We start from the raw sequence: 25033 nt of genomic DNA on the forward strand, positions 1-25033 counted from the left end.
ATTTTCTCCTGCCAGCCCGTTCTTATGCGGACGTCTTGATTGTCCCCATGAGAAGTAAAAAGTACATGGAAAGAGGATGAGGGTAACTATGGAAGCAATGGCACAAGAGGAAGCGCGCAGACAGGCGCATTATGAAAAAATGACACAGACGCCGGTTCCCAAACTGGTAACCACGCTGGCGATCCCTACGATTATAAGCATGATGGTATCTGCTATTTACAATATGGCGGATACCTTTTTCGTGTCCCAGCTGGGGACAAGCGCGGTAGGGGCGGTGGGAATTGTGTTTTCCCTGATGGCGATCATACAGGCAATCGGATTTACCCTGGGAATGGGAGCCGGGACTATCGTATCCCTGCATTTGGGGGCGAAGGAACAGGAAAAGGCGACCTGCGCAGCCAGTACCGGGTTCTTTACCGCTATTGTGCTGGGCCTGCTGCTGACGGTGCTGGGTTCCCTTTTTGTAACGCCGCTGATGCGGCTGCTGGGAGCCACGGAAACCATCCTTCCCTATGCAAGGGATTACGGACAGTATATCCTGCTCGCAGCGCCTATCATGTGTGCATCCTTCGTGATGAACAATATTTTCCGCTGTGAAGGGAAATCCGTGCTGGGGATGCTGGGAATCGGTACCGGCGGTATCCTTAATATCATCCTGGATCCTATCTTTATTTTCGGTTTTGGCCTGGGGACGGCGGGAGCGGCCATTGCGACGGCATTGAGCCAGACGGTGAGCTTTCTTATTCTGCTCATTTTATTCTTAAAAGGAAAAAGTGATGTACGTCTCCGTATTACCATGGTTTCCAGGAAGCTCAGGACCTACGTGGATATTTTTACAACAGGGATGCCCACCCTTTGCAGGCAGGGGCTTGCCAGCATTGCTTCGGTAGCTTTAAATGTGAATGCGGCTCTATACGGGGATGCCGCCGTGGCTGCTATGAGTATCGTAGGAAGGCTCATGTTCTTTATGTTTTCCGCGATGCTGGGCTTCGGACAGGGCTTCCAGCCGGTGGCCGGTTTTAATTACGGGGCTAAAAAATACGGCAGAGTCCATGAAGCCATACGCTTTACCTCCATTGTCGGTACTGTGGTGATGGCGGTGTTCAGCCTGGTTATTTTTATTTTTGCCCCACAGATCATGATGGCTTTCCGGAAAGATGATGCGGTGGTTATCGAACTTGGAAGCTTCGCTTTGCGGGCGCAATGTCTGGTCATGCCTTTCTGCGGGATCACCACGACCGCGAATATGGCGCTGCAGAGCACCGGGCAGTCCGGAAGCGCCACCTTTCTTGCCATGTGCAGGCAGGGGGTCTTTTTCCTTCCTTTGATTCTTGTACTGCCCCGTTTTTGCGGTGTTTTGGGGGTTCAACTTGCACAGCCCCTGGCAGACGCATGTACAATGGCGGCATCGGTGCCGTTTTTGCTGCATTTTATGCACAAGCTGAAGGCCATGGGGGGACAGGAAGGGAATAATCTCTGCGGAGAATGACCGGTGTCCTGTATGAGATAACCACAGGGGAAGGAGCTTGTCATGCTGTATGCTGTTGAAAACCGGAGGAGTATCAGGAAATACAGAAGGGACGACGTACCTGTTGCTGCGATTGAGGAGATTGTACGGGCCGGGATGCTGGCACCGTCCTCCAAAAACAGGCAGCCCTGGAAATTTATCGTAACCGGCGGAAAGGAAAAGGAAGGCTTCCTTTCCGCTATGGCTGCAGGGATGGAACGGGAAAAAGTACAGCCGCTTCTTCCCGGAAGCGCCGGTTATCTCAAAGGAGCGGAAAATACCCTGCGGATTATGGAACAGGCGCCGGTCCTTATTCTGGTGGTCAATACCCTGGGACTGGATGTTTGTGCCGCCGCTTCCCCGGAGGAACGTATATTTGCGATCTGCAATGCGCAGTCCATAGGAGCCGCCGTTCAGAACATGACTCTTACAGCCACGCAGATGGGGCTGGGAAGCCTGTGGATATGTGATACCTATTTTGCTTACAGGGAATTATGTGACTGGGCGGGAGGCGATCTGACTGCGGTGATGGCTGTGGGGTATGCACAGGAGTCACCGTGGCCTTGGCCGCGGAAGGGTATGGCAGAAGCCGTGGAATGGCGGTTATAGGCAATAGAAGTATCGGTAAGGGATATGGGGAGAGCCTGCTCATGATGTATGAGTGGGCTTTCTTTTTTTGCAGGTTTCAGGTGATATCTGAAAACGAACCTGTTGCTTCCCAAAGTTAACCTCTTGCTTCTTTTCTATTTACGAATCCTTACGTATCTGTATAATGATAACTATCAGCAGGGCAAGAAAACAATGGAGTAATGCGAAAGGTGAAATTATGAGGGTCAGAATCGAAATCGAACCGGAACTGACGGAGGACGAAGTGATTATCCGGTGCAGGCAGGTAGAGGAGCATATCCTGAGACTCCAGCAGATAGCGGTGGATACCGGGCCGGGAGACTGCTGCATCGCTCTGCAGTGCGGAGATACCAAATATTATGTCCCGCTGGCAGGGATCTTGTTTTTTGAAACGGAAGGGAAGCAGGTACAGGCCCATACGGCCGATAAGCTTTATCTGACGGACCGTAAGCTTTATGAACTGGAGGAAAGTCTCCCGGGAAGCTTCATGCGGATATCCAAATCCACCATTGTTAATCTGGATCCCATTTATTCCATAACAAGGAACCTGACGGCTTCCAGTATTGTGGAATTTTATGAAACTTCCAAAAAGGTTTATGTTTCCCGCAATTATTATAAAGCCTTAATCGAGAGGCTGGGAGAGAAAAGGAGAAAAATATAATGAAAAGAAAAAATGTGTTTTGGGGATTATTGTTTTTGCTGGGAGCTTTTGCCGTCCTTGCTGGCAGGCTGGGGGTTTTCAGAGGCGTGGGTTTTTGGTCGGTCCTGTTTTCCATCGGTCTGTTAGGAGTGCTGGTAAATGGCATAATCCACAGAAGCTGGGGCACAATCCTGTTTTCTGCGGCATTTCTGGCAATTGTAAACAGCTCATTGCTGGGGATTGAGAAGCTGGTTCCCTGGCCGGTGCTGGGAGCGGCCCTTCTTGGGACAATCGGGCTGAATATACTGTTCCCCTCCAGGCACCGCCACGGGCATTATATCTGTGCCAGGGGAAATAACGGGGAAGTTGGTGAAGTGGAGTACCATGAGGAAGTGGGAAACGACGGATCGGAACAGGTAAACTGTGAGGTAAGTTTTCATTCTTCCGTGAAATACATCCAGTGTTCCCGGCTGAAAAGTGCCGATTTGAGCAGTTCCTTCGGCGGTCTGACGGTTTATTTTAACAATGCGATGCTTCAGGATCATGCGGCTCATGTAAAAGTGGATGTTTCCTTCGGCAACATGGAGCTTTATGTACCCGTGGGATGGCGCGTGATCTGCAATGTATCCTCCTCCTTCGGCCATGTGGAGGAGCACGGCTTCTGCAGAGGCGACGAAGCCGAAATGCTTACGATAGACGGGGATGTTTCCTTCGGAACTTTGGAAATATACTATATTTAAAAACAGAGGCAGGCGGACTTCCATTTTAATGATGCCCGCGCAGATAGTCAGTACCAGGATTGACAGGAGAGGTTTATTCTGATAAACTCATAATAGGTTTATTGGAATAAACCTTTTTGCTGTTGAAGGAATACCGGGAAATGCTAAGGGGGTGCCCGCATGGAACTGATGCTGCATATGTGGAGCGGCTTAAAAAAGGCTGTGGATACATTATACCCATTATTCTGCCAGGTGGTTGACTGCAGTTTACGGACGGGGCTGGCTGCCCTGGTTATTTGGATACTGCGAAGGAGCGTGCTGAAAAAAATGCCGAAGAAAATCTGCTGCTGGCTGTGGCTTCTTCTGTTTCTGCGGCTTTTGTTTCCCTTTTCGTTTGAAAGTTCCTGGCAGTTTCCTATAATAGGACCATCCCTTTCCCTGACTGAGGATATCCTGCCGGATGAGGCAGGGAGAGACCCCCTTTTGGCAGAAGCGGAAAAAGAGGACACAAAGAACGCGGCGGATTCCAAAGGGAGTATGTCAGGTGCCCTCTTGGCAGGTACGGAAGGCAAGACAGGGAACACGGGGCAGGAGGCCGGCGTCAAAGGGCGGATGCCCGGATACGGGAGCGTAACAGCAAAGTTTCTGGCATCCTTTTCCCTGAAAGAAACAGTACCGTTCCTGCCCGCCGTCTGGCTTCTGGGAATGGTTCTCCTTTTTGGAAGTATGTTGATCCGGGGCGCCCGCCTGAAAACCGGTTTGCGGACTGCGGCCGGTAAACCCGGAACCGGCGGGGATGTACGGATAAGTGCCGGGATTGCAGGTCCCTTTGTATTTGGTATTTTCAAACCTGTAATTTACCTTCCTCCCGGTCTGTCGGAGGAAGAGGAGGAAATGATCCTGGCCCATGAAAGGGCGCATTTGAAAAGAAAGGATCCCTTAGTTAAGCTGGCCTGTTTTACCGCAGCCGCTATCCATTGGTTTAATCCCCTGGCATGGCTCAGTTTTCGGCTTATGACCCGGGATATGGAGATGGCCTGTGACGAACAGGCGCTTGCGGATGCCAAAAAGGATATCCGGGTCGCTTATTCCAGAGTACTCCTGTCCGTCTCCGTGAAAAGGAGCGGCCTGCTGCTTCCGGTATCCTTTGGTGAAAGCGATACGAAGCGGCGCGTTAAAAATGTGCTTCGCAGACCACATATGACTCCGGGACGATGGGGAATAGCTCTTGTAATTTTGGCAGCAGTGGGAGCAGCCCTTCTGCTTTCCGGAATCCGTACGGAAAATACGGCCGGTTCCGGGCCGCTCCCGGTTCCTGCGGAAACACAGACCGCACAGGAAACGGCGTCCGGGGAAGAAAGCCGCGGAGAAGAAAAAGAGGATAACCAAACAGAGAAGAAACGACAGAGCCTGACGGAGGAGAAAGAACGTCTGCAGAAGGAAATAGCGGGGATAACAGGGGAATTGGAAGCATGGAACCTGCAGATGGATGCCCTTCTTGAACAAATGGAAAAAGCGCCGGAGGATGAAAAAGAGGAATGGATCCTGCGTTATAATAAAAAAGCGGAAGGGCAGCAGGAACTGTACAATCAGCTGGCCGGTCTGGAGACAGAGCAGAAAATGATAAAGGACCAGCTGCTGGAGCTGGATATATGGGAGGCTACAGGCCGTAACCTGGTTCAGGAGGAACGGGAACGCCTGGAGGCCCTGCCGGAGGATTTGCATGCAGACAACGCGTCGGAATATGGTATTTATGTGTCCCCGGCAACGGGCGAAAAAGATACACTCCGGCAGGCATTGTGGAATTTTTATGTAAATACCGGCTTCGGCAAAGGAACCCTGCCTTCTGTACCATATCAGCCGGAGCCTCTGGAATCCGCCGATTTAGCAGAAGATGCGGTAAGTACAAAGGTGGTCGCGCAAACAATCCTCATCGGCCAGCTTACCACAGAAGGCGACATGATCCTTATTTCCGTCAAATGCTGGGGAAAGGGTTATCTGATCCTGACAGACCAAAGCCGTGACAAATGGAAGGAAACGGATACGGAAGATATAACAGTTTCCCATGCCGGATACCTTAACTGGCTCCGGGATGAAGAAACCGGTGCGGAAAACGTTGTGGCTTCCGACCTGGGAAACCTCACCTATAAACAGCTGTCGGAAAGCATGCTGCGCAGTAACATGGAAGCTCACATTCCCTATACCTTCCTGGCATGGTTTTCATAATTTCTTTCGCTATCCCTTGCTGATATTCCACGGATGAAATATAATAAGCTAATAAGATATCCTGCAGACCAGAAAGCGTAAGAAAAAGGAGCAACCAAATGTTCGATTGCATCATTATAGGCGCGGGGCCGGCCGGCTGTACCGCTGCCGGAAGATTAGCGGAGAAAGGGCGGAAGGTTCTTCTTGTGGAAAGATGCAGGCTGCCCCGGTACAAGTCCTGTTCCGGTGTCCTGATAAAGAAATCCATGGATTTCGTGAAGCTTTATATCGGGGAGGAAACCCCGGTTCATACGATGTGTGCCCCAGAAGAAAACAGGGGGATGATTTTTACAAATGATTATGGAAAAGAATACCGGTTTGAACAGGAGGGGCTGAATGTATGGCGCAGCAGCTTTGATAATTGGCTTGCTGAAAAAGCGGTGGAAAAAGGGGTACAGCTTCGGGACGGAACAATGGCTGTTTCCTGTGAAGAACAGGAGGATTCTGTATCCGTTATCCTGCATGGTGAAAAGACATACACAGAAAAAGCAAAATATGTCCTGGACTGCGAAGGTGTTACCGGAGCGGTGAAAAGAAGTCTGTTGGGGAAAAACAACGGATATATTACCACCTTCCAGACCTTTAACCGGGGAAGCATTGACCTGGATTACCATTATTTCTACGCGTATCTTCAGCCTGAACTATCCCAGTATGATGCCTGGTTTAATGTGAAGGATAATCTTCTCGTTCTGGGGGTGTCGGTCAAGGAAGCCGATAAAATTAAATCCTATTATGAGAAATTTCTTTCCTATATGAAAAAAGAACACAGCCTGTACATAGAGGAAGAGACGAAAGCGGAGAAATGGCTTATGCCCCATATCCGGCCCGGCTGCGGGGTGGATTACGGAACAGGCCGCATTTTGTTCGCCGGTGAAATCGCAGGCTTTCTCAACCCCATGGGGGAAGGGATTTCCGCGGGGATGGAAAGCGGGTATTGGGCGGCGGAAGCGGCGGCAGCCCATTTTGAACATCCGCAAAAGGTGCTTGACGCCTATCAAAAGGGAACGGCTTCCTTACAAGCCTATATGCAGCGGCAATGGAGCTTTGTGGGAGGGATTGCCGGAACCTTCCGGGAAATGGAATGATGGGGATAGAGGGATTCCGGAGAATAGAAATCTCCCTTCAGGAGTTGGGAGGACAAAGGAAACAGGAGGTATGTTCCATGAAGACAGAGTATCATAAATTAGTCCGTGACAGAATACCGGAGATGATAAAAAAGCAGGGGGAAACACCGGTTTTGCGTATCTTGGAAGAAGAGGAGTACCTGGAGGCGCTGGACAGAAAATTAGAGGAAGAAATCCGGGAATATCAGGAAGATAAGTCACTGGAGGAGCTTGCCGATGTTCTGGAGGTCATCCTTGCTATCTGCAGGGCCAGAGGTTATTCGGAGCAGGAACTGCGGGAGAAGTACCTGAAAAAGCATGCGGAACGGGGCGGTTTTGAGAAAAGGATATTTTTGATTTCCAAGGAATCCTGAGGACGGGCGGAATATGCCGATAGACTGTACCGGTGAACACATACTCCATGGTCAGGAGGTTTCCGGACTGGGGAATGCCAGACAGGGGATTGGCTATGGTAAAAATAAATACCGTGGGTCGAAACAGCCGTTCTTTATCAGAAATACCTACAGGTATGTATTCCGGCTTTTTGCGCTTGACTGTTTTCTGGAGCTGGATAGTTCAGCGAGGAAAAGGGAACTGGAAAAGGCGTTGGAGGGACATATACTGCCGGGAGGGTCAAATGCCGGGAGGGGGAGGGCATGTCAATTGTTTTAGAGAAAGCATGTATAAAGGATGCACAGGAAATTTATGAGTTACAGACAGAATCTTTCGCTGCTTTGTTGAAGCAATACCAGGATTATGATTACAGTCCGGGTGCGGAGAAACTGGAACGCACTATACAGAGACTGCTTGAACCGTTTACTGATTTTTATTTTATTTCTCTTTGCGGAAAGCATATCGGTGCGTTACGTATTTGTGATTTTGACAAGATATGTAAGTTAAAACAGATTTTTATCCTGCCCAAATACCAGGAGAACGGTTATGCACAAAGTGCAATCACTATTGCCGAAAACTACTACAAAAAGGCAGAAAGATGGGAACTTGACACGATTTTGCAGGAAAGAAAGCTATGTTATTTGTACGAAAAAATGGGTTATAAAAAAACAGGAAAAACCAAACATGTGAAAGAAGGGATGGATATCGTATTCTACGCAAAATGAGAATATCAAGCACATTTTTATTTCGTTGGAACTGTTCCTTACCATCCTATTTTATTGCAAAAATCCATCTTGGACCGCCTCCGGCTACAGGATGGATTTCTGTATTCTTAAATCATTTGTGCAGTAATCGGGCTTACCGCACCGTAGTTACGTTTATTTCCGCGGACAACGAGCCAAACGAACGCGCTTGCAGAGAACTGAAAGTTCTCTTGTTCACTTGACTCCTGTGGGCAGTTCTTACTCTCAATCATTTTAAGTAGAGCTTCCTGTTACGACGGAGATGAGTTCCAATATTTCCTGCATAAACAGAAGATGTCCCCACAGGGTAACACGGACCTTGTTTTCCTGTTCCAGATATTGGGTATACATGGTTGCGTTTTCATAGCTTTCCGGCTTGCCGTTCAAAGCGGCTGTAAGCAGATTGATGATCCGTATTGCCTCGTCCGCTTCATCAATCATAATATCGGCAACACAGGAAATATTTACTTTATTTTGTTCTTTTTCTACATTCTTAGATTCTGTTAACTCTGTATTTTCCGTGAATGCACGTAAATCATGTTCCGTCACACGCCAGCTTTTTCCTACTTTAGCAGCCCGTAGTTTACCTTCCCGGATATATCTTTGAATTGTTTTAGGATGGATAGTAAGCAATTCAGCTATTTGTTCGACTGTATAATACTTAATCATTACCTGTTGCTCCTAAAAATAATGTTTTCAGTAATTATAAGTAATAATAAGGAATGTGTCAAGACCATTTTCGGATGCAGATAAAAAAATTTGGCATCACCAGCCCCTGCATCCCTGCGGAGCCTGCTGCCCTGCAAGGATTCCTGTAAGGGGCGTTATAAGCACGCCGGTTCTTGGGCTGCGTCTTTTGCAGCCTTTGTACCGCTGCGTGATTATCCGAGCAAAAGCGTCCCCTGGAAGGAACCTTGCAGGGCAGCAGGCTCCGCAGGGATGCAGGGGCTGGTGATGCCAAATTTTTTTATCTGCCCCCCATTTTCTGCTATTATTGTGATATCGGAATGAGTGTGTTAAGATAAAACCTATAATACGCCGGTTCAGGGAGAGAAGAACATTTCCCTTCAGGCAGGAGGAAAGCCGCCATGACAATAGTTGAGAAACGGGTCCACGAACTATATTGGGATAAGAATGTGAATTGTGCAAGGACAACACTTCTTGTTTTAAGCGAGCTTCTTCCGATATCTCTTAAGGAGCAGACCCTGCATGCGGCCATCGGGCTTCATGGTGCAGGAGGCTTCCGCGCCCAATGCGGCCTGGCGGAAGGCGGTCTGATGGCAATAGGTATGTATTACAGCTCCTTGCATAAAGAGGAGGAAGCTATTGTATCCGCTTGTTACCGTTATGCACAGGAATTTTCGGATATCTTTGGATCCCTACGGTGTTTTGAACTGCGTCCGGGAGGCTTCCGGCCGGAGGATCCGCCCCACAAATGTGAAAAACTTACCTGTGAAGCGATTGCCTTTACCTATAATTTTATTGTGGCACATCAGGGATAACGCATCCGAAAATGCGGCAAAAGGGGATGACGGAGTGGAAGAAACGATTTCAATAGCGGTTTTCAGTGATATACACAGTAACCACATTGCGCTTGAGGCCTGTGTTCGGTACATAGAACAAAGAGGAATTAAACGGATTTTATTTTTGGGCGATTACGTGAGCAACTGCGCTTATCCTCAGAAAACAATGGATCTCATTTATGAACTGAGAGAGAAAAAACTGTGCCGGTTTATCCGGGGGAACAGAGAGGAGCTTTTGCTCCGGCATGCCAACGGTGCAGCGGACGGGTGGAGAATCCCTTCCACGCAGTCCGGGGCAATCCTCTATACCTATAACAATTTAAGAGAAAAGGATATCGATTTTTTTGCCGGGATGGAAATAAACGGTTACATGGATGGCATAGGTTTTCCGCGGTTTGCCTATTGCCATGGATCCATGACAAGTGCGGATGGACTGACGGACAGGGAGCAGGCAGAGGCTTTTTTTGAAAAAAATGACGTGTCTCTCCTTGTCTGCGGGCATACCCATTTTCCCGGCTGCTGGAAGTATGGGAAAGGAAAGGTGATTAACCCCGGATCCATAGGAACGCCTGTTAACAGGCAGGGGACGGCAGAATTTCTGATTCTGCATGGAAGCAGGGAGGGCTGGTCGGAAGAATTCGTCACAGTCCCGTTTGATAGAAAAACGGTGGCGGAGGAACTGGAGGAAAGCGGATTGCTGGAACAATCTCTTATGTTCGGCCGGATGATTCGGGATTTGCTTATCCATAAGATTGACAGGTGGGAGGACTTAATGGCCCTTGCAAGAGAAAACTATATGGCTGCTACAGGAGAAGGCGGAGAGTATGTCATACCGGAGGAATATCTGGAAGCGGCCGCCAAGGAAATGGGAGTCCTGTAGACAGAACATGCAGCTGAAAGGAAAAGGAAAAAAGGATGAGTGAAAAAACGGAAGGCTTTGACGCTATTGCGGAAATTATGAAACAACAGTATCCGGAACAGAACGGCCTTTATTACGGTACCATGCTTCCTTACATGTTGGGAGGGAAAGATCCCCTGGACGGTGTGGAAATCTGGAAAAGTGAGGATGGCATGCCTCATTGGCACTATGTTACCTATGGCTTTACGGAGCTGTACGATAAAGAAAGCGACGATCCGGATACCAGCGGCTATGGTTTTGAACTGACTTTCCGGCTGGAACGGGGAGTGGAGGAGGAGGCTCCCATATGGCCGGTGAACCTTCTCCAGAATCTGGCCCGGTATGTCTTTTCCTCGGGGAATGCCTTCGGAGCAGGACATCATCTGGACTGCAACGGCCCTATAGCGCTGGAGGAGGAAACCCAGCTTACGGCACTGGCATTCCGTATAGATTCTCAGCTGGGGGAAATGGATACGCCTAACGGTCATATGATATTCCTGCAGGCAGTGGCTGTTACCAGGGAGGAACTGGAAGCTGCGATGTGCTGGAATGTGGAGAAGGCCCTGACGGAGATGGAAAAAAAGATACCTCTCTGTATCACGGTTTTAGACCGGCCTGCCCTGATGGAGGACCGGGATTTCCGGCAGGCCTGGGAAGAAGGGATGGAGGCGGACGGATCATCAACCGGTTTTCTTTTTGTGGAAAAGGGAGAAATTGTGCCGGGGACTGACCGCAGTACCCTTATTTTAGGAACGGTCTGTACCAAAACCCTGCCCCTCATGCTTAAGGCCCGGGTGGGAAAAGGCCGGGAGCTGTATCTCCAAAGCCGGGAGTCTGTTTTTTCCTTCCGGCCTGGTCTGCAGTCCAAAATAGAGAAAGACGGAGAGTGTTTCCTGCTGACACTGACAGAACAGTCGCTTGCGGAGCTGTGCAGCCTGCTTTTGCCCCATGACGGCTGCTGGCAGCTCTCATCTATGCCCCTGACCCTGCAGCTGGTACCTACAGAAATAAAGGATCCGGACGGCAATGTAACGGAAGTGCTCCGGTAAAAAGGATGGGATAAATGAAAATTACGGTTATTAACGGAACCCCCGTAAAGGGAGTTACTTATTTTATGAAAGAACAGTTCCTGGACTATATGGGAAACGAACACCAAATTACGGAATTTTATCCTACGGATCTACCGGAATTCTGTGTAGGCTGTAAAAATTGTTTTGTGAACGGGGAAGAAAAGTGCCCTCATTTTAAGAAGACAGATCGTATCTGGAACTCATTTTTATCCGCCGATATCCTTGTTTTTGCCTATCCGGTCTATGCCCTGCGGGCGCCGGCGGCGGTGAAATCCCTGCTGGATCATTTGTGTGTGCACTGGATGGTGCACCGTCCGGATGCAAAGTTGTTTGAAAAAACAGCAGTGATCATAACCAACAGTGTGGGAGCACCCAACGGCTCTGCACAAAAGGATGTGAAAACCAGTCTGACCTGGATGGGAGTGTCACGGATATATACCTGCGGAGCCGGCATGATGGGAGATATTTTTATAGACAAAATGTCCCCGGAGCATAAAGAAATGCTGCGGAAAAAAATGAAAAAACTTGCGGGAAAAACAGCTTCGGCTGTTCCGTGTCGACGGATGAGTTTAAAAACCGCCCTTCTGTTTGCTATGTGTAAAGCACAGCATAAAATGGTGCTCAAAGGGGAGACGGTACCAAGCCTGGACAATGCGCATTATCTCCGTCAGGGATGGATAAAGAAGTAACTGCCGTCAGCAGCGGGAACAGAAGGGGAGTAAACTCAACCGTTCTCCCCACCGGATGTATCAGGCAGCGAAAGCTGTTTTACGGAGTTATGAGGAAATAAGAAAAACGGTTTTATTTGATAAGATTATGGAATTAATTGATCAAACAGCAACGGATCCCGCAATGATTGAAACCTGCGGACATGCGGTTTATGTGGGATATAAGGGGGAATAAAAGTGGAAAACTACCTGCATACCATAGCCGGTTCCTATGACAAAGCCATTGAACTGGGCAGACAGGGGATTGACCTGTATCAGGACCTGCCCGCGTTTATTACCCAGGACCCGGATTATCCCGGGTGGAAAGAACAGGCCGCGGGGGGAGACAGCAGCCGTAAAGAAATCAAGGATTATCTGGCCCCTGAAAAGGGTATGCAGTTCGTCGATCTGGGATGCTGTCTCAACCTGATGTTTTACGGATATGACAAATGGCCGTCGGTATATAACGGGGTGGATATCAGCAGCAAAACGATAGAGCTGCTGAATGACTATACCGCAAAAAGACATATTACGACAGGTTCTCTTGTCTGCGCAAGCATACAGGAAACTCCTTATGCTGACGACCGCTTTGCTATCGGTGCCTGCATCGGTGTCCTGGAATATTTTGAAACGGCTTTTGTAAAAGAAGCGCTGCGGGAAATCCACAGGATTATGAAACCGGACGGCCGGTTTGTGCTCGATATTCCCGATTCCGGCGACCCGATCGGCAGGCTTATGGGCCGGATAGAGGCATATTTAGGCAGGCCGGACAGATTTGATATGACGCCTTCACAGTTTGAAGAGCTGCTTCGGGATTATTTTATAATAGAAAAGGCGGAGGAGGGGCCTATGCGTTTGTATTATCTGAAATGTGTCAAATGAAAACTCCTTTATGGAGGATATGACATATGGGCTTAAAATATATGGATATTGGTATTAATTTACCGGTATAACATCTGTGAAAATAACCTCCGGTTAAGATTTCCTGCTGTTTCGTTAACTGCGCCTCCATTGTGAAACTGTGAATACACAGCTATACTTTGAGTATCAAAATTAGAATAAGTAACTGCGAAGGTACAGAACAGTTACCAGAATAATAAGAAAAGGAGTTTATGCTGTTATGAATAGTAATTTAGGAGCACGCATTGCAGATTTGCGCAGGGCAAAAGGAATGACGCAGGAGCAGCTGGCCGGAGCGGTAGGGGTATCGGCGCCGGCGGTGAGCAAATGGGAGACTTCCGCCTCATGCCCGGATATTTCCCTGCTTTGTCCCATTGCCAGGGCGCTGGATACCAATGTGGATACGCTGCTGCAGTTCGAAGAGGGCCTGTCCCAGGAACGTATCAGCGAACTGGTCAATGATTTGGTGGAGAAAGCCAGGGCAGGGAACCGGGAAGAAGCGGAAGCAATGCTGCTAAAGCAGCTCCATACCTATCCTTCCAGCAGTGCCCTTAAATACAATGCCGCCACGGTATTGGATTTCTTCACCATGATTTTTCCCATGGAACCGCCTGAAAAAAAGGATGACTGGAGAAAGCAGAAGCAACATCTGCTGGAAGAGGTGCGCAGTTCGGGAAATTCCCAATACTGGCAGGGTGCTGTGTACGGATTGGCGGCTATTGCCATACAGGATGAAGAACTGGAAAAAGCGGAACTCCTCCTGAAGGAACTGCCGGAAAACAGTACGGAGGCCACTTTGTTTTGGACACAGCTGTATCTGAAGAAAAAGGAGCCGGAAAAAGCACTGGAGGTATCCCAGCACCGTCTGTATGACCTGGTGCGCCAGGTCCAGTTATGCCTGACAACGATGATGAACGGGGGAATGATAACCGATAATGATATAACATTGGAAATCTGTGAGGTATATCACCAGCTGGAAACAATTTTCGGTGTGGGAGGAGGCGTGAGCGAAGGCTTTTTTGTGGAGGCATACAGGAGAATGGACAGGCCGGAGGATGCACTGAACAGTCTGATTAAGATGATAGAGGCTTCTATTGGCCCCATAAAGGAACCCAATCCGCTGCTTTTTTCACCTGCCATTCAGTTAAATCCGGGACAGTCCGCAACAACCCCGGAACTGAAACAGATATTATTAAACGGGATTATGACAGACGAATTCTTTGCCGGTTATCTGGATCGGGAAGAGCTTCAGGAGGCGATAGAAAAATTACGGCAGGATATCAATTAGTCCTCCGCCGGTTTGGGGCAGGGAGGAAAGTGAGGATAAGAATGGAGAAAAAGGGAATGGCCCCCTTATGGCTTAAGTATCCGCAGATACCCAATGGAAGCATTGGATGGCGGATGGGATACGGGGAAGCCTATGGTGATAAATTTTACGGATGGTTCCATACGTTGGACAGTGACGGACAGAAAGAATATAACAGAAAATTTCCGCAACCCGTCTGCTGGAGCCTGTCCGAATACAATCTTATGCGGCACAATACATTCTGGACCTATCAATGGCACAGGAATTCCGGCCCGCCTTATACTTTGGAAAAGCTTCAGGAGGAGAGGGAAAACGGCTGCGTAAGGGAAATTGTTTTTTTCTGGGGCCATCACCCGGGAAAAGAGGAAAAAACAGGTAAAGAGTGCTTCAGCCAGTGGTACCAGGCGGCTTTCCATGTAGGGCACCTGTCCTACTGCTGCATGGAGCAATACCTGATGTCCGGGAAAGCCAGGCTTTTTGGCGATGAGGAAACCAACAGGGAAATTATGGATGCAACATCCCCTTCCGAAATCAAGCAGCTGGGACGAAGGGTAAAGGGATTTGACGAAGCGGTTTGGGAAAGGTTCCGGCTTCCCATAGCGTTAACCGGAAATTACTATAAATTTTCCCAGCTCAAAAGCCTGCGTACCTGCCTTCTTGCCACCGGAGACTGTATTTTGGCGGAGGCAAGCCCTGATGACCGCATATGGGGGATTGGTATGGATCAAAACGAAGCCGCCGGAACAGACAGCAGTCAGTGGAGAGGAAGGAATTTACTTGGGTTTGCGTTGATGGAAGTCAGGGATGAAATCAGGAGGCTGCGCAGGTATGAGGACGAAGTGGATTTCGGGGACGCAGAATAGTTTAGCAGCAACTTAAGTTTATGGAGAAATTATGACGGAAAATAACAGGAAAAATGAAATACTGGTCCTTTTAACAGATCGCTGGTGCGACTGGGAAGCTTCCTATGCGATTGCGGTAGCGGAAGCCTTTGGCGGCTACGAAGTAAAGACGATTGCGATAGATAATGTACCTGTAAAGTCAATGGGCGGCATCCGGGCCAATATCGATTACCGAATCCGGGATTACCAAAATTTTGACAACACCGCCATTGCTATTCTGCCCGGCGGCCTTTCCTGGGAAGAAAACGATTACGAAGAGATCACCGCATTTATAAAGAACCTTGCAGAAAAAGGAATAACGATTGCGGCGATCTGCGGAGCCACGACTTATTTGTGCCGACATGGCTTTTTAAATCATGTGAAGCATACGGGTGACAGTGCGGAGCTGTTCCAAAGCCAGGAAGGGTATACCGGACAGGACTTATATGTACCGGCCCAGGTGGTGGTTGACGGCGGTTTTATTACCGCAAACGAAACGGCCGCCGTAGAATTCGCCTATGAAATCTTTAAGCTGCTGCAAGTTGACAGCGAAGAAGAGATGGCGCAGTGGCTGGATAACTTTAAATACGGCGCTGTCCGCTAGAACAGAGGAGATACAAGTGCAGTACATTAGAAAAGCGACGGTGCAGGATGCATCAAGATTAGCTGAAATATTGGTTTTTACTAAGAGGATGCATTACAGGCCCATATTCCAAAATGACAAAGTTTCATTTGGTCAAATACAGGTTCTTCCTTTGGCACAGGAATTTATTGCAAATACAGAAAAGTTGGAGAATATCTGGGTATATGATGATGAATTCGTAAAAGGATTGATTCATATAGAAGGGGATTGGATTCAGGAACTGTATGTGGACTATTTCTTTCAGAATAAAGGGATCGGGGCAATGCTTATTGCTTTTGCGATCCGGAAATTTGATGTCCGTCATTTATATGTACTTGAAAAGAATACCAGGGCAATCCGGTTTTATCAGGGTTTTGGATTTTCACTGACACAAGAACGCCGGATTCAAGAAGGGACAACAGAGTTTATTGTAAAAATGGACAGGTAAAATCCGTTTTATCCCATGAAGGAACCAATAAACCGGATCCCTATATATTGCTGGCAAATGACTTACGAAACGAACAGACCATTTTTACAGAAAGAGAGAGAATAAGAAGCTATGAACATTATATTTCGAATTTGCATTGGCTTATCCATGGGTGTGGTGAGCGGGTTCCTGGCTGGTAGCTTAAAGTTTGGCCGACATAAAAGCATCTCCCCTTTACGCAGGGAAAAAATGAAAAAAATAGCGGACAGGTTTGCTTTTATTCTAAAATATATTACCTTTCTTCTGCTTTGCCTGGGATTTATCTGGTGCATCTATTTCCTTATCCTGGGTGCTGTCGTGCCGCAAAAGACCGATTATGCCAACAGTATGTCGGAGTTGATTGTCTGTGTTCTGACCGTGATATCTATTATATTTGCGTTCATTGAGTTTTCAAGACGCACAAACGATTAAATGGTTCCACCACCTGATTTATGTGAAGATTATTATTAGCCGCTTTGGAGAAGCTTGGAGCTTCCCGTCACTCCAATAATAAGTATTCTGCTATTGGTTTGGGCTTCATGTGCCGCTGCTGTTCATTCCCCTGCAAAGCGTATTCGCAGCATGGTAATCACCTCCATGATCAACGAATGGTAAGATTGCATGGGAGTAATCCAAAGCATCTCCCAATATAGAAAAAGTCGGTAAATCTGTACGCTGGAAAACGCGATTTATATAGAGGTAAAGAATGATGTTTCCTTCCTGTTTGATTCACAAATGAATCTATACGAACATCAGTCTTCCTTCACCCGAACATGCCGCTGCGGGATCTCTTTTATATCGCCAGGCAGTTGGAGAAGTATACGCTGGGAAAGAGCCTGTATTCCAGCAAGTTACGGAAAATCCCCGTTCCCCGGTTTGTCGTGTTTTATAACGGGACGCAGGAGCAGCCGGAAAGCCGGATATTAAAGCTGTCCGATGCATTTGAAAAGAAGATCCCGTCCCCCGAGCTGGAAGTAAAGGTAACGTTGCCCTTAACCGTTCAGCAGGTCTGCGCATTTACTGCGCTGACCGTATGAAAGTGATTCAAGAGTGCAAAAATCCCATCGCCGCAGGCGATTTTAATGGATTTTGCACATAACTGTGAAGATACTGAACAGTTAACGATGCTTAATATTAATTTGGGGAAAAACCGGGAGCTGATGGAGAAGTGCAGGACCCTGAGGGAATACTGTATTTTTGTGGAGCGTATCCGGGGATACGCCAAAGAGCTGGAGATTGCGGAGGCCGTGGAGCGGGCGGTGACAGAATGTATCCGGGAAGATATTCTTGCGGACTTTTTATCCGCACAGAGGGCGGAGGTTATAGCCATGTCAATCTTTGAGTATAACAAAGAAGAAATGAAGAAAATCCGGGCCGACGAATTCCGTATTGGAAAGGATGCCGGCAAAACAGAAGGGAAAGCAGAATATGTGCTTGATCTGCTGGAGGATCTGGGAGAAATCCCGGTCGGGCTGCGTGAGAGAATCCTATCGGAAACCGACCTTAGTCTTTTGAATCAGTGGCATAAGCTGGCGGCAAAAGCCGGAACGATACAGGAATTCATAGGAAATGCAGGATTGACGGATATCCTCTGAATCTTAGTATACATGCACGCCTCTATCATGTGTTCTGTCCCCCGGCCCTTCCTGTATGCATAATGCTTACAGGAAGAGCCGGGGGACAGCACCGGATTTGCATCACCCGCAGACGGCCATCGAACAGGCGGATCAGCTTCTGGTGGCGGAGGGCGGACGGAACGCCTGGAGGGGGACATATGAAGAGCTGATAAAACAAGACAAGAGACAGCCGGAAAAAAGATGACGGGAAGAAGTACCTGTGCAGACAGGTATTTCTTCCTGTTTTTTTTTGTCCCAAATGGTATTTTGAAAATATTAGTACTTGACATTACATAGTAGTGCGGATATGATACTTGTAAAGGGAGATAATGCGATGAATGCACAGTTTAAAAAAGGAGTTCTGGAGCTGATTGTCCTGGAATCTGTCAGACAGAAGGATATGTATGGCTATGAGCTGGTGGAAGAAGTCTCCAAGGTGGTGGATGTAAATGAGGGGACCATTTATCCGCTTCTCAAGAGAATGACCAACGAGCATTATTTTGAGACATATCTTCGGGAATCCACGGAAGGGCCGCCCAGAAAATATTATCATATCACCGCGGCAGGTATTTTGTACCGTGACGGCCTGGAACGTGACTGGAATGAATTCAATCAGAAGGTATGCGCATTCCTGGAGGAACAGAAAAGAGGGAGAGAATGAATAAGGCGGAATTTTTACATATTTTACGGGACAGGCTTTCGGTTCTGGACGAGAAGGAGCTGGAAGATATCCTGAGCGAATATGAACAGCATATTGATATGAAGGCGGCAGGGGCGATGACGGAAGAATCGGCCATTGCAGATTTTGGCGATATCGGGGAGCTGACCGCCCAGATACTGGAAGCGTATCATGTACGTGCGGATTTTGCACGGGAGAAGGAGATTCGGGAAAAGGGGCCGGGGATGATGGATACGGTCATGGTTACAGGACGGAAAACCGCCGCTGCCTGCAGAAGGGGAGGCAGACGGTTCCTGCAGGGTCTGAAAAACAGCGGCCTGGCTGTTCAGAAATGGATAAAGAAATGCGCCGCCGCCGTCCGTACTCTTTTTTCCCGTAAGAAAGGGCAGGAAGAGAGAACGCAAGATACGGTTGTGAAACAGAAAGAGATACCTGAGAGAAAAAAGCTTCTTCTTTTCGGGAGCGGGAAACATAAGGAGAAACGGGATACAATGGAGAAAAAGAACAGAATCACTTTATTTTCGATAATTGGCATGATATGCAGGGGGTGCTTCAATGCGGTGCTGTGGTGTGTGAAGCTGGTATGGAATCTGTTCTGTACCGGAACAGGTATCCTGATTGGTGCTATGGCCTGTGCCTGCATTTTTATGCTGGGGACACTGCTTGTCCTGCTGACCATGGGATATCCCCTTGCGGGGGTGGTCCTGGGAGTCCTGGGGCTGACCATGTGTACCTGCAGCATGACGGTTTTGTGTTTTACTTTGATCGTGAAAAGGAAAAGACAGGAAGGAAATACGGCGGGGCCGGAAGAGGCGGGAACAGACGAAGAGGAGGAAATAGTTCATGCGTAGGATTCATGTGATTTTACTTGGAATTTTTATGACAGGCGTTTTACTTGGCGGTATCGGAACCGGCATCGCTTTTGGGGAATACAGTACCATGGAGTATGGAGGAACAGTGATGCTGGGAGAGGAGTATCTGGTGACAGGAGAACTTATTTATGAGTTCGAGCCTGTACCGGGAGAAAAAATTGCTGTCAATCCAATCAATTGGGGCAGGACCTATGGAAAAAGTGCCCTGGAAATGGATGAAAGCCTTCCTATGGGGACTATCTGCTATGATGTCACATATAACAGTAAGCTGACGATCCCCAACCTTTACTGTTGGGAGGAGGAGAATCCGGAGAGCGTTTATGCCGGAGAAACTTCAGAAGAAGGAGCATACGGGGAGAATGAAGGGGATGCAGAAAGCAGCCAAATCAGTATAAATGAAGAAACCGTTCCGGTTGAAGAAGCTGCTCCGGAGAAGGAAAATGTCCCGGATGAAGAAAGCGTCCCGGATGAAGAAAGCGTCCCGGAAAAAACGTCTGTGATCGTGGGCTATCTGGAGATTCACACCAATTATATTGGAAGTGAGTTTGAACTTCTGATGAAGGACAAAGATAATATCCTGCAAAACCTGAAGCAGAAAAAGATTAATTCTTATGAGACTGCCTATATTACGGATGTGAAAGTCCGGGTGAATCCTGATATGATGGAGTATATAGAAGACCGGACGATGTATTGAGAAAATGCAGCAGGCCGCACAGGAAAGCAGGATCAGGTGACGCCAAACTTTTTTTTGCACCCTCCTGCAAGAATCTCCGTTGAGTTCTGAAGGGATCAATGGTATACTTAATTGGATTGTGGCTCCAGGAATGCCGGTGCCCCGCCGCTTATGCAACGAACGAAGGTTGGCGGGGCTTTGAAGGCCGGAATGGAGCAGGAATACCGATGCCCGGAAAAACAGGGGAGAGAAAAGCAGATGGATAGTGCAAATACGGTCAGAGAAACCTTGCGGGATTTTCTGCAGTCATGGTTTGAACAGCGTGATCCGGAGAGGACAAGTGGATTCCTGTCGGAGAATGTGGATTTTGTAGGGACGGGCTGGGACGAATCCGCCCGGGGAAAAGTGCAGATGAGGGAGTATCTTCTGCAGGATATCAGGGAAATACCGGAGCCGTTCCATTGCCAATGGTCTGTTATTCATGAGCAGGAGGTCATGGAAGGGGTATATAGCCTGTCTATTGATTTGACCTTGAAAAATACCCTGTACAGCTGGTATCTGCGCGGCTTTTTTATTCTGGTGAGGGAAGAGGAAGGACAGTGGCGGATAAAAAGCTTCCATGTTGCGGAACCTGGAAGCAGCCAGCGGGAGCAGGAGCATTATCCCCGGGCGCTGGTAATGGAGAATCTGGTGAGACAGAGGCAGGAGCTTCTGAATGAATCTCTGCCCGGCGGAATGATGGGAGGATATATCGAAGAAGGGTTTCCTTTTTATTTTATCAATAAACAGATGCTGGCTTATCTGGGATATGAGGACGAAGAGGAATACATAAAAGATATAGACGGTATGGTCAGCAACTGTATGCATCCTGACGACCGGCAGAGGGTGGATGATGAAGTGGCCGCCCAGATGGAAGAAACAGGCAGCTATGTGGTGGAATACCGGATGAAAAAAAAGGACGGCTCCTACATCTGGATCCATGATCTGGGAAGGCGGGTGACGACAGAGGATGGGCGCCAGGCTATTTCTTCCGTATGCCTGGACATTACCGTACAGAAAAATGCGCAGCAGGAAGTGATGAACCTGTACAACAATATCCCGGGAGCCGTATACCGGTGCCGTTATGATCAGGATTTTTCCATTATAGACGCCAATGACGGCCTGTTTGAATTCCTGGGCTATACCCGGGAAGAATTTGCCGCCATGGGGAATAAAATGGCGGCGGTTATACATCCGGAGGATCTGGCGGCGCTCCCGTCCGCGCTGCATGAGCAGCTGGAGAATGGAAATACCGTACACACCGAAAACCGGCTTCTCTGCAAAGACGGCAGTGTAAAATGGGTATCCGTCAAGGCACAGCTGTTTTATGAATGCAATAACGAACCGCATTTTTATTGCGTATGCGTGGATATCACGGAGGAAAAGCAGCTCCAGAGACATGTAAAAGAGCTTTATGAACAGGAACTTGCCTATTTCGTGGAGCTTTCTTCTTCAGAAGGATGTCTGCAGGGGCGGGTGAATGTGACCAAAAACAAGGTGGAGAGCTATCTTTCCAGCGCGGAAGAGGCGATCGCCAGCGCGGGGGATTCTTATGATGAAACCATAGAAAATCTGGCGGCATCCGCCGTGGATGCGGAGTACGGGCAGAATATCCTCTGTACCCTGAACCGGAAAAAGGTGCTGCGGGATTATGCGGCGGGAAAGGTGAACTACCATTTTGAATTCCTCCGCCGGAACAAGGTGGGAGGGATTTTCTGGGGCAGTACCGGCTTCCGCTCCTGCCTGAACCCGGAAACCGGGGATGTCATGGCCTTTTTCTATACGAAGGATATAACGGAAGCGAAGCTGCAGGAGCAGCTGCTGGATACCATCGCCGATTTGGATTACGACGCGATTGTGGAAGTTGACATGCTCAGGGGAAGGCGCAGGGTGTTCAATTTTAATCCGGAACGCAGAAATACCATTCCCATGCAGTCAGAATACCATGAGGCCGTTAAAGAAATGGCAGGCCGTTTTATGGAAGCGGAAGCAAGGAAAGAATATGTGTCCAAAATGGATTTCGGGTATATGAAAAACAGGCTGGATAAGGAGGATTCCTACAGCTTTGTGGTGGAGATGAAGGAAGATGACGGTTCTGTCCGGGTGAAGCGGTACCAGATTTTCTATATCAGCAAGGAGCTGAAGCGGGTCTGTGTGGCGCGTACGGATGTTACGGATGTCGTGTTCAATGAGCAGAGGCAGAAGGAGGCGCTGGCTTCGGCCCTGGTTGCCGCGGAGCAGGCCAATGCGGCCAAATCCGATTTCCTGTCCCGTATGAGCCATGAAATCCGCACCCCCATGAACGCTATAATCGGAATGACGGCTATTGCCGCCCAGGCCCTGGATAATGAGGAGCGGGTGGCTGAATGTATATCCAAAATAGGGATTTCTTCCCGTTTCCTGCTTTCCCTGATCAATGATATCCTGGATATGAGCCGTATTGAGAGCGGAAAAATACTTCTGAAAAACGAAAAGATACCTGTTGAGGAATTCCTTAATGGGATCAATGCCATCTGCTATTCCCAGGCGGCGGCAAACAATGTGGAATATGAATGTATTGTTGATCCTGTGCTGGATGACTATTATATGGGCGATGCCATGAAGCTGCAGCAGGTGCTCATCAATATACTTGGAAATGCCATCAAATTTACCAGAGAGGGAGGCAAAGTCACATTTTCCGCAGCGGTGCGCAGCAAAACCAAAAATGATGCGGTGCTGCGATTTGTTGTCAATGATACGGGGATAGGGATGGATGAGGCCTATCTGCCCCATATTTTCGAACCTTTCTCCCAGGAATCCACAGGGACCACCTCCCTGTACGGCGGGACCGGTCTGGGGCTTGCGATATCCAAAAGCATTGTGGATCTCATGGACGGAAAGATTACCGTACGTTCCATCAAGGGGATCGGAACGGAATTTACCGTGGATGTGAAGTTAGGCGTTACAGAGGAAGAAAAGCTGCGCCTCCATCAGAAAAAGCAGGAAAATCATTTCTCCGATCTGAAAACGCTGGTGGTGGACGACGATGTGGCAGTCTGTGAAAGTGCGGTGGTTACGCTCCGGGAAATGGGGGTTACCGCCGAATGGGTGGACAGCGGACGCAAAGCGGTGGAGCGGGTCAATGAGCTTCTGTTGCAGAAAAAATATTTTGATATGATCCTTATTGACTGGAAAATGCCGGATATGGACGGCATTGAAACGGCCCGCCGGATACGCAGGCTTGTGGGGCCGGAAGTGACGATTATTATCATAACGGCTTATGATTGGAGCGCAATCGAACAGGAAGCGAAACTGGCCGGCGTTAATCTGCTGATGAGCAAGCCCATGTTCAAATCCTCCCTGGTATCCGCTTTCAGCAGGGCGCTGGGGGAAAAAGAGGAACAAAACCATACGGAGGAGCAGGCGGCAGTTTATAATTTTTCCGGAAAGCGGGTACTTCTGGCGGAGGATAACGCCATCAATACGGAGGTGGCGGTGATGCTTCTGGAAGATAAGGGCTTTGTGGTGGAAACGGCGGAAAACGGCCTGCGCGCCATGGAACTGTACAGCAAGTCCCGCGAAGGCTATTATGACGCCATTCTCATGGATATCAGGATGCCGCTGATGGACGGTCTCACCGCAGCGGCAAATATCCGTCATCTGAGCAATCCGGACGCGGAAAGGATCCCTATCATCGCCATGACCGCCAACGCGTTTGATGAGGATATAGAAAAGAGCAAGGCTGCGGGAATGAATGCCCACCTGGCAAAGCCGATAGATCCCAAACGTTTATACCAGACCTTATACAAGTTTATTTATGCGGAAGAGGACTGACGATCCCCCGGGCGGCTGTTTTTGCCCCATGGTGGAAGGCCTTGTACCAGAGGAAAGGCCTTCCCCGCGGAAACCGCGCGGGATATATTTTTCTTGACATATAAATATTACAATTGTAAGATTTAGACAGATGACTATAACACCACGGAGAAAACAGGGAGAGTGAAGAACATGAAGAAGATAGAATGGCCCGGAAGGCCAAAAGGGCTTTTGCTCCTCCTTCTGGTCCTGTTTGTAACGGCGGCATTTTTGCTGAAGGACGATAAAGGCTATATCCCTGCAACGGAGGATGCCTGGGAACCGGCGGGCACAGGAACGGAAAGCACGGACAGCCGCGGGTTTCAGGAAGTGAGCCGGCCCTCCGGCGGCGCTGCCGTCAGCCTTCTGACGCAGGAGGAACAGGCCCGGCTGCAGGAAACGGTGCTGGAGGCGGCAAAAGCGTGCCGGGATCTTTATGCCGGATGGCTGACATCCCGGAAGGAAAAGGAGAGGGATGCTATGGTTTCCCTTTCCAAAGAGCAGCAGGAGGCTGTCGTGTCCCGCCTCGGTTCCCTTGGGCTGGTGGCTGCTGCCGATAACCGCATCCGGATCAATAAGGAAAAAGCGGAGGAATTTTACGCCGATTATGAGGAGGGGAATGATGCCCTTGTTACGATTTATCAGGTCTGTCCGGAGGGGGATATCCGCGTAATGACCTTAGTATGCCGCGACGGCGGCCTGCAGGCCCGGTATACGGAAATTATATGGAAGGAAGGGGGAATCCCTGAAATCCGGGAAAACGGATGCAGGGATCTCACAGAAATCAAACGGACGGAGAAGGGATATCTGCCGGATGTCGTGCCGGCACCGGAACCATAATTTTTTTTCTGTTGTTATAACAACGGAATTATTAAAAAAAGCCATGTATACTGTCACTCATAGAACAACAAAAGGATTCCCGGCTGCAACAAATGCGGGACTTGAAAAGGAGA

The 25033-nt window shown here is 48.7% G+C and carries 28 protein-coding genes; 27 read left to right on the top strand and 1 reads right to left on the bottom strand.

Features of this window, described 5'->3' with window-relative positions; genetic code table 11:
* Positions 1 to 88 precede the first annotated feature (88 nt).
* From DXA36_RS09935 to DXA36_RS09975, 9 genes are all read left to right on the top strand, one after another.
* Entirely contained in the window at positions 89 to 1489 is a 1401-nt protein-coding gene (locus DXA36_RS09935; protein WP_118678672.1) for an MATE family efflux transporter, read from the top strand.
* Positions 1490 to 1531: 42 nt separating this feature from the next.
* Positions 1532 to 2116 carry a nitroreductase family protein gene (locus DXA36_RS09940; RefSeq protein ID WP_118678674.1) on the top strand — a complete coding sequence of 195 codons (585 nt, stop codon included), beginning with the start codon at positions 1532 to 1534 and terminating at the stop codon, positions 2114 to 2116.
* Between the two features lie 217 nt (positions 2117 to 2333).
* Positions 2334 to 2795 (top strand): LytTR family DNA-binding domain-containing protein, encoded by a 462-nt coding sequence (locus DXA36_RS09945; RefSeq protein ID WP_118678676.1) that lies wholly within the window; start codon positions 2334 to 2336, stop codon positions 2793 to 2795.
* A complete protein-coding gene (locus tag DXA36_RS09950) occupies positions 2795 to 3514 on the top strand; it encodes a LiaF transmembrane domain-containing protein (RefSeq protein WP_118678678.1) in 720 nt (239 codons plus the stop codon). The genes DXA36_RS09945 and DXA36_RS09950 overlap by 1 nt, the downstream gene beginning before the upstream one ends.
* A gap of 159 nt (positions 3515 to 3673) precedes the next feature.
* Entirely contained in the window at positions 3674 to 5719 is a 2046-nt protein-coding gene (locus DXA36_RS09955; RefSeq protein ID WP_118678680.1) for a M56 family metallopeptidase, read from the top strand.
* A gap of 98 nt (positions 5720 to 5817) precedes the next feature.
* A complete protein-coding gene (locus DXA36_RS09960; RefSeq protein WP_118678682.1) occupies positions 5818 to 6843 on the top strand; it encodes an NAD(P)/FAD-dependent oxidoreductase in 1026 nt (341 codons plus the stop codon).
* A 77-nt stretch (positions 6844 to 6920) separates the two neighbouring features.
* Positions 6921 to 7235, top strand: coding sequence for a nucleoside triphosphate pyrophosphohydrolase (locus DXA36_RS09965; protein ID WP_118678978.1), 315 nt, complete (start codon positions 6921 to 6923; stop codon positions 7233 to 7235).
* A 13-nt stretch (positions 7236 to 7248) separates the two neighbouring features.
* Entirely contained in the window at positions 7249 to 7533 is a 285-nt protein-coding gene (locus tag DXA36_RS09970) for a hypothetical protein (RefSeq protein WP_182478998.1), read from the top strand.
* A complete protein-coding gene (locus DXA36_RS09975; protein ID WP_118678684.1) occupies positions 7518 to 7979 on the top strand; it encodes a GNAT family N-acetyltransferase in 462 nt (153 codons plus the stop codon). The genes DXA36_RS09970 and DXA36_RS09975 overlap by 16 nt, the downstream gene beginning before the upstream one ends.
* A 252-nt stretch (positions 7980 to 8231) precedes the next feature.
* On the opposite strand, the gene DXA36_RS09980 is transcribed toward DXA36_RS09975, so the two are convergent.
* Complete coding sequence (locus DXA36_RS09980; protein WP_118678686.1) at positions 8232 to 8666, bottom strand: helix-turn-helix domain-containing protein; 435 nt, start codon at positions 8664 to 8666, stop codon at positions 8232 to 8234.
* A 419-nt stretch (positions 8667 to 9085) separates the two neighbouring features.
* Here DXA36_RS09980 and DXA36_RS09985 point away from each other — a divergent pair, with 419 nt between their 5' ends.
* The 18 genes from DXA36_RS09985 (at position 9086) to DXA36_RS10065 (ending at position 24920) form a co-directional block, all read left to right on the top strand.
* A complete protein-coding gene (locus DXA36_RS09985) occupies positions 9086 to 9499 on the top strand; it encodes a C-GCAxxG-C-C family protein (RefSeq protein WP_118678688.1) in 414 nt (137 codons plus the stop codon).
* Between the two features lie 34 nt (positions 9500 to 9533).
* Entirely contained in the window at positions 9534 to 10400 is an 867-nt protein-coding gene (locus DXA36_RS09990; protein WP_182478999.1) for a metallophosphoesterase family protein, read from the top strand.
* A 35-nt stretch (positions 10401 to 10435) separates the two neighbouring features.
* Positions 10436 to 11467: a suppressor of fused domain protein gene (locus DXA36_RS09995; RefSeq protein ID WP_118678692.1), complete on the top strand. Its 1032-nt coding sequence runs from the start codon at positions 10436 to 10438 to the stop codon at positions 11465 to 11467.
* A 14-nt stretch (positions 11468 to 11481) separates the two neighbouring features.
* Positions 11482 to 12177 (top strand): flavodoxin family protein, encoded by a 696-nt coding sequence (locus tag DXA36_RS10000; protein WP_118678694.1) that lies wholly within the window; start codon positions 11482 to 11484, stop codon positions 12175 to 12177.
* A 216-nt stretch (positions 12178 to 12393) separates the two neighbouring features.
* Positions 12394 to 13077, top strand: coding sequence for a class I SAM-dependent methyltransferase (locus tag DXA36_RS10005; RefSeq protein WP_118678696.1), 684 nt, complete (start codon positions 12394 to 12396; stop codon positions 13075 to 13077).
* 238 nt (positions 13078 to 13315) lie between these two features.
* Positions 13316 to 14383 (top strand): helix-turn-helix domain-containing protein, encoded by a 1068-nt coding sequence (locus DXA36_RS10010; RefSeq protein WP_118678698.1) that lies wholly within the window; start codon positions 13316 to 13318, stop codon positions 14381 to 14383.
* A 41-nt stretch (positions 14384 to 14424) separates the two neighbouring features.
* Positions 14425 to 15264, top strand: a complete 840-nt coding sequence (locus DXA36_RS10015) for an NADAR family protein (protein ID WP_118678700.1) — start codon at positions 14425 to 14427, stop codon at positions 15262 to 15264.
* A gap of 31 nt (positions 15265 to 15295) precedes the next feature.
* Positions 15296 to 15886: a type 1 glutamine amidotransferase family protein gene (locus DXA36_RS10020; protein ID WP_118678702.1), complete on the top strand. Its 591-nt coding sequence runs from the start codon at positions 15296 to 15298 to the stop codon at positions 15884 to 15886.
* A 16-nt stretch (positions 15887 to 15902) separates the two neighbouring features.
* A complete protein-coding gene (locus DXA36_RS10025) occupies positions 15903 to 16352 on the top strand; it encodes a GNAT family N-acetyltransferase (RefSeq protein WP_243114603.1) in 450 nt (149 codons plus the stop codon).
* Positions 16353 to 16580: 228 nt separating this feature from the next.
* On the top strand, positions 16581 to 16802 hold the full coding sequence (locus DXA36_RS10030; protein ID WP_118678706.1) for a hypothetical protein: 222 nt from the start codon (positions 16581 to 16583) through the stop codon (positions 16800 to 16802).
* A gap of 377 nt (positions 16803 to 17179) precedes the next feature.
* Positions 17180 to 17407 (top strand): hypothetical protein, encoded by a 228-nt coding sequence (locus DXA36_RS33990; RefSeq protein ID WP_330425008.1) that lies wholly within the window; start codon positions 17180 to 17182, stop codon positions 17405 to 17407.
* A gap of 45 nt (positions 17408 to 17452) precedes the next feature.
* Complete coding sequence (locus DXA36_RS10040) at positions 17453 to 17965, top strand: hypothetical protein (RefSeq protein WP_243114604.1); 513 nt, start codon at positions 17453 to 17455, stop codon at positions 17963 to 17965.
* A gap of 97 nt (positions 17966 to 18062) precedes the next feature.
* Complete coding sequence (locus tag DXA36_RS33840) at positions 18063 to 18191, top strand: hypothetical protein (protein WP_279221544.1); 129 nt, start codon at positions 18063 to 18065, stop codon at positions 18189 to 18191.
* A 129-nt stretch (positions 18192 to 18320) separates the two neighbouring features.
* Positions 18321 to 18647: a PadR family transcriptional regulator gene (locus tag DXA36_RS10045; protein ID WP_118678708.1), complete on the top strand. Its 327-nt coding sequence runs from the start codon at positions 18321 to 18323 to the stop codon at positions 18645 to 18647.
* Positions 18644 to 19516 carry a DUF1700 domain-containing protein gene (locus tag DXA36_RS10050; RefSeq protein WP_182479001.1) on the top strand — a complete coding sequence of 291 codons (873 nt, stop codon included), beginning with the start codon at positions 18644 to 18646 and terminating at the stop codon, positions 19514 to 19516. The genes DXA36_RS10045 and DXA36_RS10050 overlap by 4 nt, the downstream gene beginning before the upstream one ends.
* Positions 19509 to 20231, top strand: coding sequence for a hypothetical protein (locus DXA36_RS10055; RefSeq protein ID WP_118678712.1), 723 nt, complete (start codon positions 19509 to 19511; stop codon positions 20229 to 20231). The genes DXA36_RS10050 and DXA36_RS10055 overlap by 8 nt, the downstream gene beginning before the upstream one ends.
* A gap of 237 nt (positions 20232 to 20468) precedes the next feature.
* Positions 20469 to 24062, top strand: coding sequence for a response regulator (locus DXA36_RS10060; RefSeq protein WP_118678980.1), 3594 nt, complete (start codon positions 20469 to 20471; stop codon positions 24060 to 24062).
* Positions 24063 to 24233: 171 nt separating this feature from the next.
* On the top strand, positions 24234 to 24920 hold the full coding sequence (locus DXA36_RS10065) for a DUF6070 family protein (protein WP_118678714.1): 687 nt from the start codon (positions 24234 to 24236) through the stop codon (positions 24918 to 24920).
* Positions 24921 to 25033 lie beyond the last annotated feature (113 nt).

It is taken from the genome of Eisenbergiella sp. OF01-20, assembly GCF_003478085.1.
Classification (GTDB): Bacteria; Bacillota; Clostridia; order Lachnospirales; family Lachnospiraceae; genus Eisenbergiella.

Excerpts from the sequence above, each read along its gene's own strand:
- DXA36_RS09935 (WP_118678672.1), top strand. The coding sequence starts at position 89 with ATGGAAGCAATGGCACAAGAGGAAGCGCGCAGACAGGCGCATTATGAA.
- DXA36_RS09940 (WP_118678674.1), top strand. The coding sequence starts at position 1,532 with ATGCTGTATGCTGTTGAAAACCGGAGGAGTATCAGGAAATACAGAAGG.
- DXA36_RS09945 (WP_118678676.1), top strand. The coding sequence starts at position 2,334 with ATGAGGGTCAGAATCGAAATCGAACCGGAACTGACGGAGGACGAAGTG.
- DXA36_RS09950 (WP_118678678.1), top strand. The coding sequence starts at position 2,795 with ATGAAAAGAAAAAATGTGTTTTGGGGATTATTGTTTTTGCTGGGAGCT.
- DXA36_RS09955 (WP_118678680.1), top strand. The coding sequence starts at position 3,674 with ATGGAACTGATGCTGCATATGTGGAGCGGCTTAAAAAAGGCTGTGGAT.
- DXA36_RS09960 (WP_118678682.1), top strand. The coding sequence starts at position 5,818 with ATGTTCGATTGCATCATTATAGGCGCGGGGCCGGCCGGCTGTACCGCT.
- DXA36_RS09965 (WP_118678978.1), top strand. The coding sequence starts at position 6,921 with ATGAAGACAGAGTATCATAAATTAGTCCGTGACAGAATACCGGAGATG.
- DXA36_RS09970 (WP_182478998.1), top strand. The coding sequence starts at position 7,249 with ATGCCGATAGACTGTACCGGTGAACACATACTCCATGGTCAGGAGGTT.
- DXA36_RS09975 (WP_118678684.1), top strand. The coding sequence starts at position 7,518 with ATGTCAATTGTTTTAGAGAAAGCATGTATAAAGGATGCACAGGAAATT.
- DXA36_RS09980 (WP_118678686.1), bottom strand. The coding sequence starts at position 8,666 with ATGATTAAGTATTATACAGTCGAACAAATAGCTGAATTGCTTACTATC.
- DXA36_RS09985 (WP_118678688.1), top strand. The coding sequence starts at position 9,086 with ATGACAATAGTTGAGAAACGGGTCCACGAACTATATTGGGATAAGAAT.
- DXA36_RS09995 (WP_118678692.1), top strand. The coding sequence starts at position 10,436 with ATGAGTGAAAAAACGGAAGGCTTTGACGCTATTGCGGAAATTATGAAA.
- DXA36_RS10000 (WP_118678694.1), top strand. The coding sequence starts at position 11,482 with ATGAAAATTACGGTTATTAACGGAACCCCCGTAAAGGGAGTTACTTAT.
- DXA36_RS10010 (WP_118678698.1), top strand. The coding sequence starts at position 13,316 with ATGAATAGTAATTTAGGAGCACGCATTGCAGATTTGCGCAGGGCAAAA.
- DXA36_RS10015 (WP_118678700.1), top strand. The coding sequence starts at position 14,425 with ATGGAGAAAAAGGGAATGGCCCCCTTATGGCTTAAGTATCCGCAGATA.
- DXA36_RS10020 (WP_118678702.1), top strand. The coding sequence starts at position 15,296 with ATGACGGAAAATAACAGGAAAAATGAAATACTGGTCCTTTTAACAGAT.
- DXA36_RS10030 (WP_118678706.1), top strand. The coding sequence starts at position 16,581 with ATGAAAAAAATAGCGGACAGGTTTGCTTTTATTCTAAAATATATTACC.
- DXA36_RS10040 (WP_243114604.1), top strand. The coding sequence starts at position 17,453 with ATGGATTTTGCACATAACTGTGAAGATACTGAACAGTTAACGATGCTT.
- DXA36_RS10045 (WP_118678708.1), top strand. The coding sequence starts at position 18,321 with ATGAATGCACAGTTTAAAAAAGGAGTTCTGGAGCTGATTGTCCTGGAA.
- DXA36_RS10050 (WP_182479001.1), top strand. The coding sequence starts at position 18,644 with ATGAATAAGGCGGAATTTTTACATATTTTACGGGACAGGCTTTCGGTT.
- DXA36_RS10055 (WP_118678712.1), top strand. The coding sequence starts at position 19,509 with ATGCGTAGGATTCATGTGATTTTACTTGGAATTTTTATGACAGGCGTT.
- DXA36_RS10060 (WP_118678980.1), top strand. The coding sequence starts at position 20,469 with ATGGATAGTGCAAATACGGTCAGAGAAACCTTGCGGGATTTTCTGCAG.
- DXA36_RS10065 (WP_118678714.1), top strand. The coding sequence starts at position 24,234 with ATGAAGAAGATAGAATGGCCCGGAAGGCCAAAAGGGCTTTTGCTCCTC.